This window comes from Pantoea sp. R13S299 (assembly GCF_048515925.1).
GTDB lineage: Bacteria > Pseudomonadota > Gammaproteobacteria > Enterobacterales > Enterobacteriaceae > Pantoea.
Map to the genome: position 1 here is coordinate 313,233 of NZ_JBLYEF010000002.1, position 19,614 is coordinate 332,846.

The following is a 19,614-nucleotide window of genomic DNA, read 5'->3' on the forward strand; positions in this document are numbered from 1 at the left end:
AAAATGATAATAATTTTTTTCATGATGTTTAGATAATTAAATATATCTCCGTCATAAAAGGGCGGTTTAAGGCGCGGGAAAGAAGCAGGCTGGTATAAATAACCCAGCCTGCTTTTAATGCGGATATTAATTATCCGATGGTTACATCGTCTTCAATATATAACTGTACCACGGAGCCATCGGCTGCAGAACTGGTGTAGTGGTTATAGTTAACCCCATTTGCCACTATTCCGTCCGCCTGCTCCCAGTTACCATTCAGCGTCACCGTGTCGCCATTTTCCCCTCTGACATATAACGTATTATCGTTATCAGTTACCTTCAGCAGACTTTCTGCACTTACGACCAGATTGTCTTTTCCGGCATCCGTCATCAGGTCGATGGTTTCGATATTGTTGACCCTGGCCGAGATATCACTGAGATTCAGCGTTCCAGTGCCATGCCAGGCCAGCGTATCGTTACCATCGGCACCATTGATAGAGGTGAAATCGGTGTCATAGACTTCGAAAACATCTGCACCGCTGGTACCGGTGAAGGTGATCTCGCCGCCCGCACTGCCATCAACATCAACGCCCAGGTTAAAGCTCAGAGAAGCATTGCTGCCGTCTGACAGGGCATAGGTGAAGGTGTCAGTGTTGCCGCTGTGCGCATACGCATCATCCACCACGTAGCTGTAGTGACCCGCTTCATCGATAACCAGCGTGCCGTAGGCACCTTTGAAGCTCACCGCATCGTCAGTGATCGCGGTGGTTTCACCGTTCTGGCTCACCGATACCACGGTCAGATCGGCGGAGACATCCTCGATGGAACCGGCAAGATGCTCTGTCACTTCGTTGAATTGCAGACCCTGCTGAACATAGAGTTTTATTGCCGTGCCATCCAGCGCCGTGCTGGTGTAGAGGGTGTAGGTGATGTTATTCAGCGTTTCCACGCCGTTAACAGCCCACACGCCCTGCAGTGAAAGGGAGTCATTGCTGCCACCCCTGACATACAGCACATTGTTGGCATCCGTGATTTTCTCAATATCATCGGCACCAATCAGCAGCGCCGTTGCCTGGGCGTTATCCTGCAGATCGATGATTTCGATATTGTTCACTTTGTCCGCAATCTCACTGACATTCAGCTCGCCTGTGCCATTCCAGACCAGCGTATCCTGACCCGACTTCCCGTCCACCGAGGTGAACTGAGTGTCGTGAACGGTGAAGCTGTCATCGCCAACGGTACCGGCAAAGATCAGCGCGCCACCTTCAGAGCCATCCACGGAGACACCCAGCGTAATCACCAGATTTTTGGTGCTTCCATCCGCCAGAACATAGGTGAATGAATCTTCACTGCCGGTCAGTTTGATCACCGAGTCGCTATTCAGTGTGTAGCTATAGCTGCCATCGTTCTTAATCGTCAGCGTGCCGTAAGTTCCCGCGATAGTGGTTCCTGCAGCGGCAACCAACGTATAGCTTGCGGCACCGGTCACAATACCCGCCGTTATCGACGTCACTACCAGCGAACTGTCACTGGTGCTGTCGCTGGTAAAGACCGAACCATTGACGCTGGAACTGGTGCTGACTTTATAGTCGGTGGTGCTGACGATGTTCACTGCCACTTTCACGGTGAGCGCGTCATAGCTGGTAGACCACAGGAAGCCAGGATGTCCGGACTGCGTGCTGTCGACCACGATGCGGTAGGTTCCCGCATTCTGACCCTCCAGCGAGACATTCAGCGGACTGCCGCTGGTGATCGCCTGTGTGCCGGTGGTCACGTTGTCCCAGCGCAGCGTCTGCTCGTTGTAAACCTGCAACGACCAGTTCACCGAAACTGTGTTGCTGGCATTGATCGACGTCCCGGTCACGCTGACGTTAATCTCCTGCAGATCGCTGATGCTGTTAACCGTGAAGCTCTCACTGGTAAAGCTGCTGGTTGCGGTGTTCATCGTGGTGCTCTGCGCCACGCTGTCGCTGAGCAGGGCAACATCGCCCGTTACGTCGGCCGCATTGTTTTCAGACGCGGTTTCGGTGCTGCTCAGTTTCATGTCGCGATCAACGTAGAGGTTCACCGTCTGACCATCAGCGGTGGTACCCACGTAATGAACGTAATCCACATTGTTGACCACTTCACTGCCTGACAGCGTCCAGCTACCAGAGAGTGTCAGTGTGTCTGTGATGCCACCTTTAACAAACAGCGTGTTATCAGCATCGGTGATGTCCGCCACGTTTTGCGCGGTGACCACCAGATTATTCACTGCACTGTCATTAACCAGCTCGATCTCTTCAATGTTACTGATTTTCGACTGCAGATCGCTGAGTGTGAGTGTGCCCGTACCGCTCCACACCAGCGTATCCAGACCTTCACCACCATCAATGTGGGTAAAGCTGGTATCGCTCACGTTGAAGATATCGTCGCTTGCCGTACCTGTTACATCCTGCGCAGCGGTAACGGTATATTCCGTCCCATTCTGGCTATCCGTATAGGTGGCTGAAGAGAGATTAACCCCCTGCTGCACGTAGATATCGACTACCGTACCGGCAGCTGTGGTGCTGCTGTAGTGCGTGTAAGTGATGCTGTCGACGATTACCGTACCACTGTTGATCCAGGTGCCTTCCAGCGTCACGCTGTCGCCAGCGGCTCCCTTGATATACAGCGTATTGTTAGCATTGGTGACATCCAGCACGCTTTGGGCATCAATGACCAGATTATCTGCGATGTCGGTTGTCGCAAGGCTGATTGACTCAACGTCATTGACCTTCGCAGCGATGCTGCTTAGTACCAGCTCACCGCCGCCGCGCCAGGCCAGCGTATCATTACCGTTGCCGCCCTCTACAGAGACGAATTGGGTATCGTAAATGTCGAAAATGTCATTCGCTTCTGTGCCATGGAACACCAGTGGGCCACGGCTGTAGCCAGCAACACCAACGCCAAGATGAATGGTGATGGTAGCGGCAACGACTTCACCATTGGCACCTTTCAGCGCATAGGTAAACACATCCTCAGAGCCCGCTGGCAGCGTCGTTGAGCTAGGGGTGTAGGTATAAGCTCCGTTGTTATACATCACCAGAGTGCCGTACTGTCCCTCAATAGTGACACCGCTTTCGGTAACCCAGGTAAAGCTGTCATCAACTGCCAGGGTAGCGCTGCTGTCACCTTGCTTCGCGTAAATTCGGGTGTAGATTGAGCTGAGTTTATCAACCGCACCATCGCTACCCTCATCGGTCAGGAAGTTACCGCTTACCCCTTCATTCGCGACGATCACGTAATCTGTGGTACTGACAGTCTCTACTGACATATCGAGTGTCACCACGTTTGTCGCGCCGGTAGTGGATACCGCCACGCGGTAAGTCCCTTTACCCAGGTCTGTCATCAGCGTTGACATATCCACGTTCTGGATAACTTCATCGTTGTGCTGTCCGGCTGCTACTACGGCTGTCTGAGTTTTTACCGTAGTCCATGTACCATCACTGTTCTGCATTTGCACTGAATAGGTGATGTTCAATGGTGTAGTAAAATTGTTGCCAAATAATCCCCATTCGGTGGTTAACGTCAGCGAACCGGTGACCACATCGTTGACGCCCGTCAGCGAGAAGGTCGAACTGTAGTGTTCCGCTCCGCCCGCCACCACATTCATTGCTGTCGTGCTAGCGCTGGATGTCTCATAAGCTACCGTGACCTGGGCGTTGGCATCATTACTGGAAGCAATGTCGGTCAATGCTGTCGCATCAGGATCGGTAGCATCCCAGCTCAGATCCAGTGCTTCGTTTGTTGTACCAATCTGTACGTGAATCTGGGCGGATGAGCTCAGACCCGTCGCAGAGTCAGTAATGGTATAGGTAAACGAATCCACCTTACCGATGCTGTCCATTGATGAGATCGGGTTATAGACATAGCTGCCATCAGCGTTGATGACCAGCGTGCCATACTGACCGACCAGCGTGGCGGTTTTGGTGGTGGCATCCAGCGTGACAGAGGTCACGGTGCCATCACTGTGGGTTACGCTCGCCGCGCTCACAGAGGTATAGGCACTGTGCGGAATACCATCTGCACCATAAACGCTGTCGACGTCTGTTATCACATTGCCGGTTGCTGTGGTGTAGTCGGTCGGTGTGCCCTGTTCAGCCAGCGTATAGACGGTTTTAGAGGCGTCCAGATTAAAGCTTACGCCGACGTTAATACCGCTGGTGGTGTAAACCAGCTGATACTGGCCAGCAGTCAGCCCGGTTAGCGTGATGGTGGAAGTCGATGCGCCCAGTCCAAACAGACCAAACAGGTTTCTGCTGTTCTCTTCAGACACGGTAACCCAGGTGCTGGTTGACGAGTCATACTTCTGCAACACCAGTGTTGAGTTACTGGCGACGTTAACGAAGGCAGAAGAGGTCGCTGTTACATCAAGATCGATAATGGTGCCGTCTGCGACCACAATCGGATCACTGACGATCTTATTGTTGAACGCAATTAACCCACCGTCCTCCAGTAAGGTTCCCAAATCCGCATTAACATCAATTGGATAGGTAAATCCTACCGCGGCACCAGAGCTGACATTATCGGATGCCGTTAGAATGATGCCCTGCACATTCAGATCCAGCGTGCCGGATGGATCGCTGCTGTTGCCTGCCGCGTCTGTGACAGTAAAGGTCACTTCATGGCTGCCATCATACAATCCGTCAGTGGCGGTGAAAGTCCAGCTGCCATCTTCGGCGACGGTGGTTTCACCGACAACCTGGCCTTTGTCGTACATCGTGACCGTGGCACCAGGCTCAAGATCGCTGCCGCTGAAGGTGAGTTTGCTGTCGCTCTGGATTTCTGCTGTATCGATAGCCGCACCCACTTCATCCGTGATGACCACGGTAGTAATGTCCACGCCTTCAGGTGCAACAGAGTCCACGACATAGCTGACAGCCTCAGATTCACCGCTGCTGTTACCTGCAGCATCGACTGCCTCAAACGTAAAGCTGTGATCACCATCAGTCAGAGCTTCAGACGGCGTGAATGACCAGCTGCCGTCATCTGCAACCTGAGCTTCACCCAGTATCACATCATTATCGCGAACGATAACGATGGTGCCTGCTTCCAGTCCTGAGGCACTGAAGGTCGGCGTGGTGTCACTGATCGCGCTGCCAGCGGCTAATGCATTGCCAGCATCATCAGAGACGACCACTGCGGCCAGATCAATGATCTCTGGCGCAATGGTGTCGACCACGACGTTAACGGTGTCGGTGCGGGTGTTTCCTTCCGCATCCGTTACGGTCACGATTAATGCATGGTCACCGTCAGCCAGCGCGGTATCAGGCGTAAAGCTCCAGCTTCCATCTTCAGCAACCACGACACTGCCCAGCACAGTTTCACCATCGGCGATGGTGACTGTGAATCCTGGCGTCTGATCCTGGCCGCTAAATGTCGGTGTGCTGTCGTTAATGGCTTCACCATTCACAATCACATTGCCGGCATCATCGGTAACCACAACACCCGTGTTGATACCTTTAGTTGCGGAGATTGACAGGTCCAGCGCTTCAGATACGCCGCTGCTGTTGCCGACTGCATCGGTGACTTCGAATGTGAACTGATGTTCACCATCGTTAAGCGAGGTTGAAGGCGTAAAGGACCAGCTGCCATCTTCGCTGACCGTGGTTTCACCCAATACGGTTTCACCATCGCGAATAATCACGGTCGCTCCCGGCTCCAGCGCAGTACCACTGAAGGTTGGCGTATTATCTGCTGTGATACCGGCCGCGGTGATGGTTGCACCGTCGTTATCGACCATCGTGACCGTAGAGATATCAATGCCTTCCGGCGGTGTTGTATCAACTGTCACATTGAAGATTCCGCTGGCACTGACACCCTGTGGATCAGTAACGGTGACCTCGATGGCATGCGCACCGTCAACCAATCCAGCGGTTGGTGTGAAGGTCCAGCTGCCATCTGCGCCTACAGTCACAGTGGTCAGCGTGGTATCGCCGTCTGCGATGACAATCGTGGTTCCAGGTTCAAAGTTTTTACCGTTGAACATTGGAGTACTGTCACTGATGGTGTCGCCATCCAGAATAGCGGTACCGTTATCATCAACGATTTCCATAGACGGCGCGGTTTGCACCACGACATTAATGGTGTCATTGACATGGTTACCGCTGGCGTCTGTACCGTCGATAACCAGGGCGTGCTCGCCATCGGCCAGCGCGGTATCAGGTGTAAATGTCCAGTTACCGTCGGCGTCCACGGTAGCGGTGCCGATTTCGGCGTCGCCGTCGGAGACAGTCACGGTGGATCCCGGCTGCATGCCGCCGCCGCTGAGGGTCGGGGTGCTGTCGCTGGTGGTTGCGCCGTCAGCGATCGGATTGCCAGCGTTGTCGGTCATGCCCGGCACGGTGGCGCTGGTGTCGACGGTCACGTTCACGTTGTCGTTCATGGCGTTACCGCTGGCATCGGTGCCGTCAATGACCAGCGCGTGTTCGCCGTCGGCCAATGCTGCATCCGGCGTGAAGGTCCAGTTGCCGTCCGCGTCCACGGTGGCGGTGCCGATTTCGGCGTCGCCGTCTGACACAGTCACGGTGGAGCCCGGCTTCATGCCGCCGCCGCTGATGGTTGGGGTGCTGTCGCTGGTGGTCGCGCCGTCGGCAACCGGATTACCGGCATCGTCGGTCAGCCCCGGTACGGTGGCGCTGGTGTCGACCGTCACATTGACGGTGTCATTTACCGCGTTACCGTGAGTATCGGTGCCGTCGATCACGAGCGTGTGCTCGCCGTCGGCCAGTGCTGCATCCGGCGTAAACGTCCAGTTGCCGTCTGCGTCGACGGTGGCGGTGCCGAGGTTGGTGTCGCCGTCAGAGACGGTCACGGTGGAGCCCGGCTCCATGCCGCCGCCGCCGATGGTCGGGGTGCTGTCGCTGGTGGTCGCACCGTCGGCGACCGGATTACCGGCGTCGTCGGTCAGGCCCGGGACGGTGGCGCTGGTGTCAACGGTGATATTCACGGTGTCGTTCACCGCGTTACCGCTGGCATTGGTACCGTCAATGACCAGCGCGTGATCGCCGTCGGCCAGTGCTGCATCCGGCGTAAAGGTCCAGTTGCCGTCCGCATCGACGGTGGCGGTGCCGATTTCAGCGTCGCCGTCCGAGACGGTCACGGTGGAGCCGGGCTCCATGCCGCCGCCGTTGAGGGTCGGGGTGCTGTCGCTGGTAGTGCTGCCGTCAGCGACCGGGTTACCGGCGTCGTCGGTCATGACCGGCGCGGTGGCGCTGGTGTCGATGATGACGTCTACAGAATTGCTGACGTTGTTGCCGCTGGCATCAATACCACCAGTGATAAGCGTATGTTCACCATCGTCCAGCGCAGTATCTGGCGTAAACGTCCAGTTGCCGTCGGCGTCCACGGTAGCTTCGCCGATCGGCGTGCTGCCGTCGGTGATGACCACGGTGGAGCCCGGCTGCATGCCGCCGCCGCTGAGGGTCGGGGTGCTGTCGCTGGTGGTGCTGCCGTCGGCTATCGGGTTGCCGGCGTCGTCGGTCAGGCCCGGCACGGTGGCGCTGGTGTCGACGGTCACGTTCACGGTGTCGTTCACCGCGTTACCGTTCGCGTCGGTGCCGTCGATCACAAGGGCGTGCTCGCCGTCAGCCAGCGGGGCGTCAGGCGTGAAGGTCCAGTTGCCGTCCGCATCGACGGTGGCGGTGCCGAGGTCGGTGTCGCCGTCCGAGACGGTCACGGTGGAGCCGGGCTGCATGCCGCCGCCGTTAATGGTCGGCGTGCTGTCGCTGGTGGCAGATCCGTCCGCCACCGGGTTACCGGCGTCGTCGGTCAGGCCCGGCACGGTGGCGCTGGTGTCGACGGTGACGTTCACGGTGTCGTTCACCGCGTTACCGTTCGCATCGGTACCGTCGATTACGAGCGCGTGCTCGCCGTCGTCCAGCGGGGCGTCCGGCGTGAAGGTCCAGTTGCCGTCGGCGTCGACGGTGGCGGTGCCGATTTCAGCATCGCCGTCCGAGACGGTCACGGTGGATCCCGGTTCCATGCCGCCGCCGCTTATGGTCGGGGTGCTGTCGCTGGTGCTGCTGCCGTCGGCGACCGGATTACCGGCGTCGTCGGTCAGGCCCGGCACGGTGGCGCTGGTGTCGACGGTCACGTTCACGGTGTCGTTCACCGCGTTACCGTTCGCGTCGGTGCCGTCAATGACCAGCGCGTGCTCGCCGTCAGCCAGCTGCGCATCCGGCGTGAAGGTCCAGTTACCGTCCGCGTCGACGGTGGCGGTGCCGAGGTCGGTGTCGCCGTCGGTGATGACCACGGTGGAGCCGGGCTGCATGCCGCCGCCGTTAATGGTCGGCGTGCTGTCGCTGGTGGCTGATCCGTCCGCCACCGGGTTACCGGCGTCGTCGGTCATGCCCGGCACGGTTTCGCTGGTGTCGATGATGACGTCGACGGTGCTGCTGCTGGCGTTGCCGTTCGCGTCGGTGCCGTCAACGACCAGCGCGTGCTCGCCGTCGTCCAGCGGGGCGTCAGGCGTGAAGGTCCAGTTGCCGTCGGCGTCGACGGTGGCGGTGCCGAGGTCGGTGTCGCCGTCGGAGATCACCACGGTGGAGCCGGGCTGCATGCCGCCGCCGCTGATGGTCGGCGTGCTGTCGCTGGTAGCCGATCCGTCCGCCACCGGGTTACCGGCGTCGTCGACGAGAGATGGCGTTGTGGCAGGAATAACGCTGGCAGCACTATTGTCTTCACTGGTTGCTGCAGCGTTGTCTTCATTCGCTGCTACAGAGTTGTTATTTCTTGAACCCCCACTGCCACCAGAGTTTGACGCTGCAGCCACACCAATCAATGCAGCCAGACCACCTAAAACACCACCCGCTACATAGACATTGTCCGCGATAAGGGGATCGGTCGAGGTCGAAACAAGTTCATATACGCTATTAGTCGCATCATAGTCATACGCGTAGATCACACCGTCCGAACCAGAGGCTGTCATGACTGGCATTTCTTCTGCGCTGACGTTTTGCAGGACGATGTCATACTGCTCACCCGTGACATCATCCACCAGCTTAAATTTCATCTGGCCATTAGCTTTTGACGCAATGATCTTCTGGGGAGGCTGCCCATCAACACTGTGAACTTCATAGGACGCAGCTTGTGGCATGGACTCTAATGCCAGCGACTTTCCAGGTTGTAAAGCATGTTTAGCAATAACATTGCCCTGCGTGTCTTTAATAATTAATTGTATTTTCATTTTTCACCAATAGTGTTGAAATGAATCTGGCGATTAAAAAATAGCCAGATGCTGCTGTGTTATGTTGATAAAAAAATTTAGAACAGTGACTTAACCTCCAGATGGCAGTGAGTTATGGCCCGATAACGCGGTGTAATAAAAATCACTAAAATATATTTTTTATCTTAACGCTTAATAATCAGTGTGATTTGACACTCTGTTTAATAATGCTGACCGGTTTTTTCTAAGCTCTGCTATAGGGTTGGTTATCTATTTCCATGGCAAGGTTTTATCCTGTTTCATGGCTAAACACTTGTCCGGGTGGATAGATAAGTGTTTATCACTTTCATCACTTCTGTCTGATAGAGAGAGGGATGATTTAGTTAGTTCATTAACGTTAACCTGCATTCTTACAAATAAAATGATGAAAGGGAATTTACACACCCTGATCCACATGCTGTAGATAAGAAAACTAAATTGAAGTGATTAGGCAGGATAAAATTAGTTATTATGGATTTTTTATGATTTTAAATTCCGAAAAATAACTAATCAGACATTACTTGCAGGGATTTTTTGTCAATCTTGTGTAAATATATTTAATAAGCTTTAATAAGCTTTAATAAGCTTTGATAAGCGGAAAATGATTTTTGCTTATTTTTGTTTTTTAAAAATAATTAATAATATCATCGGGTTGTGGATATTTTTTCGGCATGATTGACTATTTTTTTTATAAAGTTAAACGCAGGAGATACCATTGCAGTTAATGTTATTTTAACAAAAAGTAATCGTGCATTATTATATGGCAATAAATAACACTCTTTCATATTTAGCATTAAATGCACTTTTCAAAATAAGCTAATTGATAACAGCTGTAGATTGCAATTTTATAACTGTTGTTAAAATAAAGGTGTGTATTTATCAAAGCTTATAGGGATTGTTAAACCCGTACAGGCTATATCCAATGTGAAGTTAATGATGGATTTTTAAACACAACATTTCCCTTTTTTAACTACGTAGCGTGAAAGTCTATTAACTTTTATTCCTAATCGGGAATGGTGCTTATTACAGACGGTTAAAATCGCGCTTACCTTAGCGATAAGTCTGTTGTTGTTCAGGGCATGCACTGCCTAATCGGGGAAAGTAACGGATAGATAATCTGGCGAGACCTGCCGGCCAGCGATAACACCCGGCAGGTGATGGGGCTAATCAGTCAATCAATGCAGGCAGCACTGCTTATATTTTTTGCCGCTGCCGCACGGGCAGGGATCGTTGCGGCCGGGCAGTTTCTCTGCCGAGACAGGCTTCTGTGGCACAGGAATGGCTTCCGGCTGGGAGATCCAGTGATCATGCAGCGCCAGCGCAGCAGGGCGGATCGCCTCAATACTGGCTTCCATCTCGTCCGGCGTCATGGCATCGATCTTTTCGAGGTTCTCTTCCACACCATGCAGGGCGATAGCGTCCAGAGCAGGCTGCAGATCCGCAGGCAGGGCAGACCAGTCGGTCAGCGCGACACCGCGCATGTAGCCGAAGCACCACTCTTCCACCACGGTAAATTCCAGACCTTCCATCTCGCGGATGCCAAACAGCGGTTCAAACTGCTCCGGGAATTCAGATAAGCGATCAGCCACATCATTCATATGCTGGAAGCAGAGCGACATAAAGCGCGTCATTTCACGCTCGTTGCTCCATTTTGGAATCTGCTTCTCACCCCCCCACAGGGCAACCAGCCACTGGCTTGGCTCAACGGTAACGGGACCGGAGAGAACGGCCGTCAGCAGACCATCCAGCTCAGAGACATCAATAATTGACGCTTCGCTGCCATATTTTTCCAGCATATCTTCCAGCCATTGCAGCTCTTTTTCGGACAGTGGGCCTTCTTTCATGCGGTTGCCTCCCGGGCATTTCAAAATTTCAGCGCGGCGTTGAGCCTTAAAACCGCAGCAGTGTACACCCTTGCGGGCCATAGCACAGCTAACCATCTTCTGGCGACACGCAGTGGCTAAACCGCGTTTAACACCACTTTGCCCCCATTGTGCATGCGATAGCCTGCAGCACTTTATGGTACATTTTTGCGCTATATCGAGCCTGCTGCGTATTAATTAAAATTAACCTAATGATTATTAAATGAAAAATGGATTTTCCAGCAGCCGGGCTGTAGCCGCTTACTTCACACGGAGGTCTACTGCCAGCAAGTGGATGAGCAGATTAACAACGCGATGCATACCCGCCGTGATCTTCCTGCTGGCAGGCTGCGGTACCCTGTCGCAAACCTCCGCGCCGGTGGGTGAGCGCGTTTATCTGACGCACGCCACCTTTCACGAAAATGTCGATGACATCGTGCAGCACTACATGCAGCAGAAGCAGGTTCCCGGCATCAGCATTGCGGTGATCCATCGCGGCGGCCCGACACGCTATTATCCTTTCGGCGTCACCGACCGGGTGCATCGCTATCCGATCACACCCGATACCCTGTTTGCGCTGGGCTCGCTGAGTAAAGGCGTGACGGCAGAAGTGATCATCCAGTTGGTGGATCAGGGCAAGTTGCGCTGGAGCGATACCCTGGCGGATCTGCTGCCAAAAGATGTTCCTCTAAGTGCTGACGCGCGGCGCATCACGTTGCTGCAGCTGGTGACGCATACCTCGGGTCTGCCGCGTCAGGATATGGATTTGCCGATGCTGCTGCAGTTCGTTGGTTATCTGGACACGGGCGAAAACTTCTATGGCAATCTCGACAGCGACAAACTGCTGAGTTATCTGGCGGATTTCACAGTGCCTGCGGTACGCCTGCCACACTACTCCAACCTCGGCTATGCGCTGCTCGGCTTTATCGTGCGCACCCGTTTTCATCAGGACATTCAGACACTCGCGTCACAGCTGATCTTTACGCCGTTAAAGATGAATCAGAGCAGTTTTGAGCCGGAAACGCTGCCGGGTTATCCGCTGCGTGCCCTCGGCCATGCTGGCGATCAGCCGAAATTTATTCACCGTGGTACGCTGACACCAGACTGGCATTTTCACGGCAACATGGTGGCCGCGGCCAGTCTTTACAGTAATGCGCGCGATCTGAGTGCTTATCTGCGTGCGCACCTCAATACCACCGGTGATACGGCGCGGGATCGGGCTTTTGCGGCGGTAAACCGGCCCTGGTATCAGCAGGGTGGGCAGGCGCAGAATATCGCCTGGGTTACCGACACCATCGAAGGGCAGCAGATCACCTATCAGGTGGGTTATATTGGCGGCTACGCCAGTTTTATCGGCTACGATAAACGTCACGGCAATGCGATTGTGGTGTTGCAGAACGGCTTTAACTGGAGCAACTATTTAGGCATTGCGTTGTTGGTCGATCTGGCAACTCAGGATAAAGTGGTCCCACAGTGATCCGTAACCTGAGCTGTGTGCAGTAAAGTGAATAGCGCTGTTTTTCCTTACACATAGCGTCAGCACACCGGAACTGAAGTGCGATAAAAATTGTCTTTAGCCTGACTGTCAAAATTCAACGTGGAAATCATTATGCGCAGGACTCAACGTGTACTTTTATCAATGGGATTACTGGTTGGCTCGCTGAGCCTGATCCCCGGTGTACAGGCCGCTGGCGAAGCAACGGATACCGTTCCGCCACCGCCGCAGATTCAGCCCGCTAATCCTGGTGCCCAGCCCGCTACGCCTGATACCGGCAGCGTTCAGCCTGACGCCGGTGCCGCGCAAAACCAGCCACAGACCAGCTCACAATCTAATGATGGCATTACGCCGACGACGCCGACTTCCCCGGCACCGTCCAACGGCTCGCGCCCTAATTATGAACTCAGCACCATCATCATCGACTACAAAGAGTACAAAATCGGTGACATCGTGCCAGAGAAGTACACCGATAAAACGTACACCATCACTGAGTGGCAAAAGCGTAATCTGCCCGCTCCGCAGGCAGATACCCACTGGGCCTATATCAACGCCAACTACATTCTGATTACCAATGACACCGGCAAAATCGTCATGGGTAAATCGGGCGATATCTTCTTCCGTGGCTGATTCCGTGGCTAAATAAAATCAGCCGGTCGTAATGACCGGCTTTTTTTTAGCTGAAACGCTCCGCACCAAAGCTTGCCAGCATCGGATGCTTCTCACCGCTTACGATCTCCTCCGCCAGTAATTCCCCGACAATCAGCGCCAGCGTTGCGCCCGAATGTGTGAACGCTACATAACAGCCCGGCACCTTCTGCAGTTGGCCCAGCACCGGATCGCCATCACCGGGAATCGGCTTCAGGCCAATTTTCCAGCTCTGGACGCTGAGCGACTCGCTGCCACGTAATAGCTTGCTCGCTTCGTCCGCCAGCTTTGCCACGATCTGCTTATCGATATGGTAATCGCCTCCGGCCAGCGGCTGGATGTCTTCCTCGTACCAGTCATGATCCAGGGCGTAACGGTTGCCGGGGTTGGGCCGGATAGCGGCGCGGGGCGTGTTCAGCACCGCTTTGAGTTCATGTCTGCCCGGCTCCGTGATCACCAGCATGGAGACGGGCGATCCGTTGGGGATCGTCACGCCCAATGGCGCAACCACATCCGGCGTCCAGGGGCCGCAGGCGACCACCACCACATCTGCCCGCAGTTCGCCCAGCTCACTGTGGATGCCGCAGGCCCGGCCATGCTCGGTGATCACACTGGCTTTACCGGCGTGTTCTATCACTTCACCGCCGCGCGCCCGGAACTGATTCACCAGATGCTCTGTCAGGTGCGGCAGGCTGACCCAGCCTTCACCGGGATTAAATATCGCCTGTGACGGCAGCGCAGCGGGATCGATGGCTGCATCTGCCTGCGCCACGGTATCCGCGGTCATGAGCTGTGAGTCGTAACCGTGTGCTTTCTCATAAGCATGCCGCGCCTGGGTTCCGGCCTCATCGTCTTTAAACCAGCAGACCCCGCCATCAAAACGCAGCCAGTCGAGGTCAGGATGCTGAGCAAACAGGGTGCGATAGCGATCGATGCCCGCCATGCGCAGGGCGTGATAGGGCCGGGAGCGTTCACCCGCTGAGTTAAGCCATGACAGCGAACGTCCCGATGCCCCGGAACAGAGCGCGGTTTCGGTCACCAGCGTGACTGCGGCACCGCGTTTGGTCAGCTCCAGCGCCGTTGAGACGCCGATGATGCCACCGCCCAGTACCACGACTTTCATTTCATTTTTTACTGCCATTATCAGGTTCCTTACTCAGTTACAGCACTTCAGAGAGAAAACGTTGCAGTCGCGGTGACTGCGGCGCATCAAAAATGGCGCCAGGCGGTCCGGCTTCAACAATTTCGCCTTCGTCCATAAACACCACCTGATCCGCCACTTTGCGCGCAAAGCCCATTTCATGTGTCACCACCACCATCGTCATGCCGCGACGACAGAGATCCGCCATCAGCGTCAGGACACCCTTCACCAGTTCGGGATCGAGAGCAGAGGTCGCCTCATCAAACAGCATGACTTCGGGATCCATCGCCAGCGCACGGGCAATCGCGACACGCTGCTGCTGGCCGCCGGAGAGATCGCGTGGCCGGTGGTCCGCGCGCTGACCCAGCCCGACCTCTTCCAGCCGCTGACGCGCAATTGCCATCGCCTGCGATTTCGGCAGGCCTTTGACCCGCCACGGGGCCAGCGCCACATTCTCCAGCGCGCTGTGATCGGGGAAGAGATTGAAGTGCTGAAACACCATGCCAATGCGCAGTCGCAGCGCATCAGGTTTGTCGTGCAGCACGGATCGGTCAGCCAGTAAAACATCCCCGGATTGCGGCTCATGCAGGCGGTTAATGCCGCGCAGCAGCGTCGATTTACCCGAGCCGGATGGCCCGATGATGCAGGTGGTACTGCCAGGCGCGACCCGCAGCGAGACTTTACGCAGCACCTCAATCGGGCCATAGGCCAGCGTCAGATCGCGCAGCTCCAGGCTGGCACCATGCCAGGTTGCGGCAGGGTTGCGGTTCAGGTTATTCATGGTTGCCTCCGATGCGGGGATGTGTGACCAGTGCGACGCTGGGCTGCCTGACTTCATCCACCTCTTTTAAGCCACTTTGCGGAGCCGTCAGGCGACGGCGGCCGGTGCGATAACGTACATCGACATAGTTGACCATGTGCGTCAGCGGCACGGTGATGATGAGATAGAACAGCCCGGCCAGCATCAGGGGCGAGAGGTTACCGGTGAGTACCGCCGCATCCTGACCCACGCGGAACAGCTCCCGCTGCTGGGTCATCAGGCCCAGCAGGTAGACCAGCGAGGAATCTTTGATGATGGCGATGAACTGGTTAACGATGGCGGGCAGCACGCGGCGGATCCCCTGCGGGATCACCACCAGTCGCATTGCCCGGCCATAACTCATCCCCAGCGCGCGGCAGGCTTCCATCTGGCCGCGTTCCACACTCTGAATCCCCGCGCGGAAAATCTCGCCCATATAGGCGCTGGCGATCAGGCTAAGAGCGAAGATCCCCAGCGGGTAGGGCGTCGGACCGAACAGCTGATAGCTGAATCGCGCCAGGCCCTGACCAATCAGAAGAATGGTCAGGATAGAGGGCAGACCGCGAAACAGATCGGTATAGAGCCGGGCAGGCAGCCGAATCCAGCGTGAGGGTGAGATGCCCATCAGCGCCAGCAGCAGCCCGAACAGCGTGCCGAGCAGCGTTGCCGCCAGCGAGATAATGACCGTATTGACCAGCCCGGTGGTCAGCATCTGCGGCAGCACTTCCATCATGGATGGAAAATCAAAGAAGGTGCGGGAAAGAATCGTGAGCAAGTCCATCGCCGTCTCCATTCAGGGCGGGGTTTCCCCCGGTTAACTCAGGACGCGAACGTCCGCCTCTTTACTGGCCGCCAGGCAGATACTGTTTTGGCATCGGCGATCCGGGGAACCACTTCTCATAAAGTCGTTTCCAGGTGCCATCCTGCATGGCGGCTTTGATGGCCTTGTCCAGCGCGGCCTTGAAGGCGGGCTTACCTTTAGCAATGGCAATGCCAGCCGGTGCATCAAACGAGGGGATGTCGGCGGCAGAGACCAGTTTGAAGCGTTCGGCGTAGCTTTTGGCCGCCTCGTAGTCGAGGAAGATAGCGTCGAGCGTGCCGTTGTTCAGCGCGGAGACGGCGCTGTTGTTATCCGGGAAGCGCACCAGATCGGTCTGGGGGAAATGTTCGACGGCATAGCTCTCCTGTAGCGTGCCCTGAACGACGCCAAGCCGGCGTTTTGCCAGGCTGGCGACATCCTTCACGCCGCTGTCAGAGCGGGTGAGAACGGTGAGAAATCCCGCCAGATAGCCGGTCGAAAAGTCGACCGTCTTTTCCCGCGCCGGGGTGATGCCGATAGCCGCTACTGCCGCGTCATACTGACCGTTGGCCACGGCTGGCATGATGGCTGAGAAGTCCTGTCCAATAAAATCGACCTTATCAATTCCGATTCGGTGGGCGACATCTCTGAAGAATTCGACGTCGAAGCCGGTGAACTGACCGCTGGCATCCGTGAAGGTATAGGGTTTGGAGTCGCCGACGCTGGCGACGCGTAGCTGGCCGGGTTCGATCAGCCCATAAGGATTGTTATTGCTGGCAGCCAGCGTACAGAACGAAAGTGAACAGAGTGCGAGCGTGGTGCCGAGCAGTTTGCCCAGGGTGGTTTGCGATTTCATAGCTCATCCGTTTTTGCAGGTTTAAACATCAGAGACTGTTGAGCCAGCGATTATAATTGAGACCGGTCTCAACACAGGTGGCACCTTAAGACGTGGGTATTGTGAGACCGGTCTCAAGGGGTTACAATGAGTTTAAGCACAGCCTTTTTTCGGCGTCAATATTCCTGTCATTAACCTGTGATTCAAAATAATTATGACGAGTCAGAAACGGCAATCGAAAGCGCCCACCGTGGCGGATGTAGCACGCGCAGCAAAAGTCTCTAAAGCTCAGGCGGCGCGCGCGCTGGGAGGCTATGGGGCGGTCAGTGATGAGGTGCAGGAGCGGGTCAACAGCGCGGCCTCCGGGCTGGGCTATCGTCTGAATGCCCTGGCGCGCAGCATGAACACCGGGCGCTCCAATACCATTGGGGTGATTGTCGGCGATATCGAAAATCCCCACTTTGGCCTGGCGCTGCGCGGCATGGCCGATGTGGCGCGCTCGGCCGGTTACCACCTGCTGCTCAGTAACAGCGATGAAAAGCTGCAGGCTGAGCAGGATGCGGTGCGCGTGATGCTGGAAAAGCGGGTTGACGGCATTATCGTTGCGCCCTGCTGTTCAGATCACCCTCTCAACCGTCACCTGACTCAGGTACTGGAGGAGGGCAGAGCGCTGAAATTGTTTGATCGCGCCGTGACTGACCTTGATGTGGAAGCTATCTGCTGCGAATTTACGGATGTTGCCGCAGAAGCGACCGCACGGTTACTGGAGGCAGGCCACCGTCATATCGCCTATATCACCAGCATGGCACTGGCAACCGATTACAGCACGCCAGGCGATTTTGGCCTGACGCCAGTCGCCCAGCGCGTTGGCGGCATGATGCAGGCCTTTGCTGCCGCAGATGTGGAATTTGATCCAACGCTGGTGAAAGTGAATGCGCTGGATGAAGCGGAAATCGCCCGTATCGTGGCCGAGCTGTGGCAGCGTCCGCAGCCGCCCACGGCGCTGGTGGCCTCTGACAGCGTGGTCGCGATGTGGCTGCTGCGCGAGGTGACGCAGCGCGGACTGAGAATCCCTGCCGATCTCTCATTTGTGATGTATGACAATTTCCCGTGGAGTGAGATTGTCACGCCGCCGCTGACGGTGGTGGCGCAACCGGTATATGAGATGGGTCGTGAAGCGGCGCGACGCCTGATTGCGGAGATACGCGGCGAGGCCGTCGGGCCGATGCCGCGCTTTGATGCCCGTCTGATGATCCGCCAGTCGGTTGCCGCACCGGCCAGCCTCATCAGCGCGGAATGATCACGTTATCCGGGCCAGCCAAGTAACCGACTTAGCTGGCGTGTAGCTGCGGTCATTTGCGTGTCGCTGCAGTTACCATATCCAATAACCAGCCCCTGCTGCACCGGTTCGCTCAGATAGAAGGTCGAGAGTGCCGTGGGCGCGTAGCCCGCCTGGAGTAGTTTGCGGGTGATAGCGACGTCATCCCGATGGGGATCGAGTGGCAGCACCAGATGCATACCGCTGTCACCACCCAGCAGCGGAATCGCCTGACCCGCAGCGCGCTGCAGTTCAGTTCGCAGCAGTGCCTGTCGCTGACGATAGAGACGACGCATTTTGCCCAGATGGCGGCGATAATCACCACTGAGAATAAAACGGGTCAGTGCCTGCTGCTCCGGACGGTTTCCGCCGCGCAGGATCTGATGCAGTGCCGGTCGCAGACGCCTGACCAGCGGCGCGGGCAGCACCATAAAACCGATACGGAGCGCAGGGAACAGAGTCTTGCTGAATGAACCGAGATAGATAACTGGGGCATTATCGGTCGTGCCCTGCATCGCCATAATGGGCTCGCCGTGGTAATGGAAGTCGCCATCATAATCATCTTCAATAATCCAGGCCTGGTGCTGCTGTGCGGCGGCAATCAGCGCCAGACGCCGGGCCGCGCTCATGACGACGCCGGTGGGATACTGATGGGTGGGCGTTGTATAAATCAGACGGGGCGGAGCCTGTTCCCAGTGCTGCGGCTCAGGGGCCATTCCCTGGTCATCGGTGGGGATCGGGACAATGTTAAGCTCTCCGGCCTGCAGAGCCGCTTTGGCATTGCGATAGCCTGGTTCTTCAATCCAGCCATGATCGCCCGGATTACTCAGCAGGGCGACGCACAGCGTAAGTGCCTGCTGCACACCTTCAGTAATCACAATCTGTCCGGGGTCACAACGGACACCGCGGGTGATACGCAACTGTTGCGCCAGTACGGTACGCAACTCTGCTTCGCCAAACGGATCGCCATAGCCGAGCAACTGCGGTGGCGTGTGGCTCATCACCTGACTCAGCGCCCGGCGCCATGCCGCCATCGGGAAATGGTTCAGGGCGGGTATGCCAGGTCGCAGGGGCAATGAGCCGGTGTCGATCCACTGGCTTTGGTGAAAGCCCTCAATCCGTTTTGCCAGCGGCCAGCTGGCTAACGAGTCGTCATCCGGTGGCCCGACAGGCAAAGCCAGTGAGCTGACGCGGCTGCCTTGCCGATCGCTCATCAGATATCCCTCAGCCTGCAGCTGGGTCCAGACGTTAAGCACAGTATTCCGCGAAACCTGTAGCTCAAGAGCCAGCTGCCGTGTAGCCGGTAACATCGCACCGGCAACAAGCTGACCCTGCAAAATGCTCTGCTTTATCCGCTGATAAAGTTGCTGCTGCAGCGTTGTCCCGGCGGCGGGTATCAATGGCGCCAGCAGCAAAGGGGGGATCTCTGGCTTCATCGTCTGCTCCCGTGGATCTATCATTTTTAATGATTGTGGTACTTTTTAACCCACCATGATAGTGGCAATCTGCGGA

General features: G+C 56.0%; 10 protein-coding genes. 3 read left to right on the top strand and 7 right to left on the bottom strand.

The features are described 5' to 3' along the window. Window positions 1-130: 130 nt before the first annotated feature. Together ACN1CO_RS12435 and ACN1CO_RS12440 are read right to left on the bottom strand one after the other, a co-directional pair. Window positions 131-9,013 carry a beta strand repeat-containing protein gene (locus tag ACN1CO_RS12435; RefSeq protein ID WP_419139204.1) on the bottom strand — a complete coding sequence of 2,961 codons (8,883 nt, stop codon included), beginning with the start codon at window positions 9,011-9,013 and terminating at the stop codon, window positions 131-133. 1,367 nt (window positions 9,014-10,380) lie between these two features. Next, complete coding sequence (locus tag ACN1CO_RS12440; RefSeq protein ID WP_033781757.1) at window positions 10,381-11,049, bottom strand: YecA family protein; 669 nt, start codon at window positions 11,047-11,049, stop codon at window positions 10,381-10,383. A 241-nt stretch (window positions 11,050-11,290) separates the two neighbouring features. Between ACN1CO_RS12440 and ACN1CO_RS12445 the strand changes: the two genes are divergently transcribed. Then, window positions 11,291-12,544 (top strand): serine hydrolase domain-containing protein, encoded by a 1,254-nt coding sequence (locus tag ACN1CO_RS12445; RefSeq protein ID WP_419139205.1) that lies wholly within the window; start codon window positions 11,291-11,293, stop codon window positions 12,542-12,544. A gap of 132 nt (window positions 12,545-12,676) precedes the next feature. After that, window positions 12,677-13,192 carry an RcnB family protein gene (locus ACN1CO_RS12450; protein WP_419139206.1) on the top strand — a complete coding sequence of 172 codons (516 nt, stop codon included), beginning with the start codon at window positions 12,677-12,679 and terminating at the stop codon, window positions 13,190-13,192. A gap of 46 nt (window positions 13,193-13,238) precedes the next feature. On the opposite strand, the gene ACN1CO_RS12455 is transcribed toward ACN1CO_RS12450, so the two are convergent. The 4 genes from ACN1CO_RS12455 to ACN1CO_RS12470 all read right to left on the bottom strand — a co-directional run bounded on the left by ACN1CO_RS12455 (window position 13,239) and on the right by ACN1CO_RS12470 (window position 16,805). After that, a complete protein-coding gene (locus ACN1CO_RS12455) occupies window positions 13,239-14,351 on the bottom strand; it encodes an NAD(P)/FAD-dependent oxidoreductase (RefSeq protein WP_419139207.1) in 1,113 nt (370 codons plus the stop codon). A gap of 19 nt (window positions 14,352-14,370) precedes the next feature. Further along, entirely contained in the window at window positions 14,371-15,132 is a 762-nt protein-coding gene (locus ACN1CO_RS12460) for an amino acid ABC transporter ATP-binding protein (RefSeq protein ID WP_419139208.1), read from the bottom strand. Then, entirely contained in the window at window positions 15,125-15,931 is an 807-nt protein-coding gene (locus tag ACN1CO_RS12465; protein ID WP_283546348.1) for an amino acid ABC transporter permease, read from the bottom strand. The genes ACN1CO_RS12460 and ACN1CO_RS12465 overlap by 8 nt, the downstream gene beginning before the upstream one ends. A 61-nt stretch (window positions 15,932-15,992) precedes the next feature. Continuing rightward, the gene (locus tag ACN1CO_RS12470; protein WP_419139209.1) at window positions 15,993-16,805 is read right to left on the bottom strand and encodes an ABC transporter substrate-binding protein; all 813 of its coding nucleotides are present in this window, start codon (window positions 16,803-16,805) and stop codon (window positions 15,993-15,995) included. Window positions 16,806-16,998: 193 nt separating this feature from the next. Between ACN1CO_RS12470 and ACN1CO_RS12475 the strand changes: the two genes are divergently transcribed. Further along, window positions 16,999-18,084, top strand: coding sequence for a LacI family DNA-binding transcriptional regulator (locus tag ACN1CO_RS12475; protein ID WP_419139210.1), 1,086 nt, complete (start codon window positions 16,999-17,001; stop codon window positions 18,082-18,084). A 5-nt stretch (window positions 18,085-18,089) separates the two neighbouring features. On the opposite strand, the gene ACN1CO_RS12480 is transcribed toward ACN1CO_RS12475, so the two are convergent. Beyond that, window positions 18,090-19,538, bottom strand: coding sequence for a PLP-dependent aminotransferase family protein (locus ACN1CO_RS12480; protein ID WP_419139211.1), 1,449 nt, complete (start codon window positions 19,536-19,538; stop codon window positions 18,090-18,092). Between the last annotated feature and the right edge of the window lie 76 nt (window positions 19,539-19,614).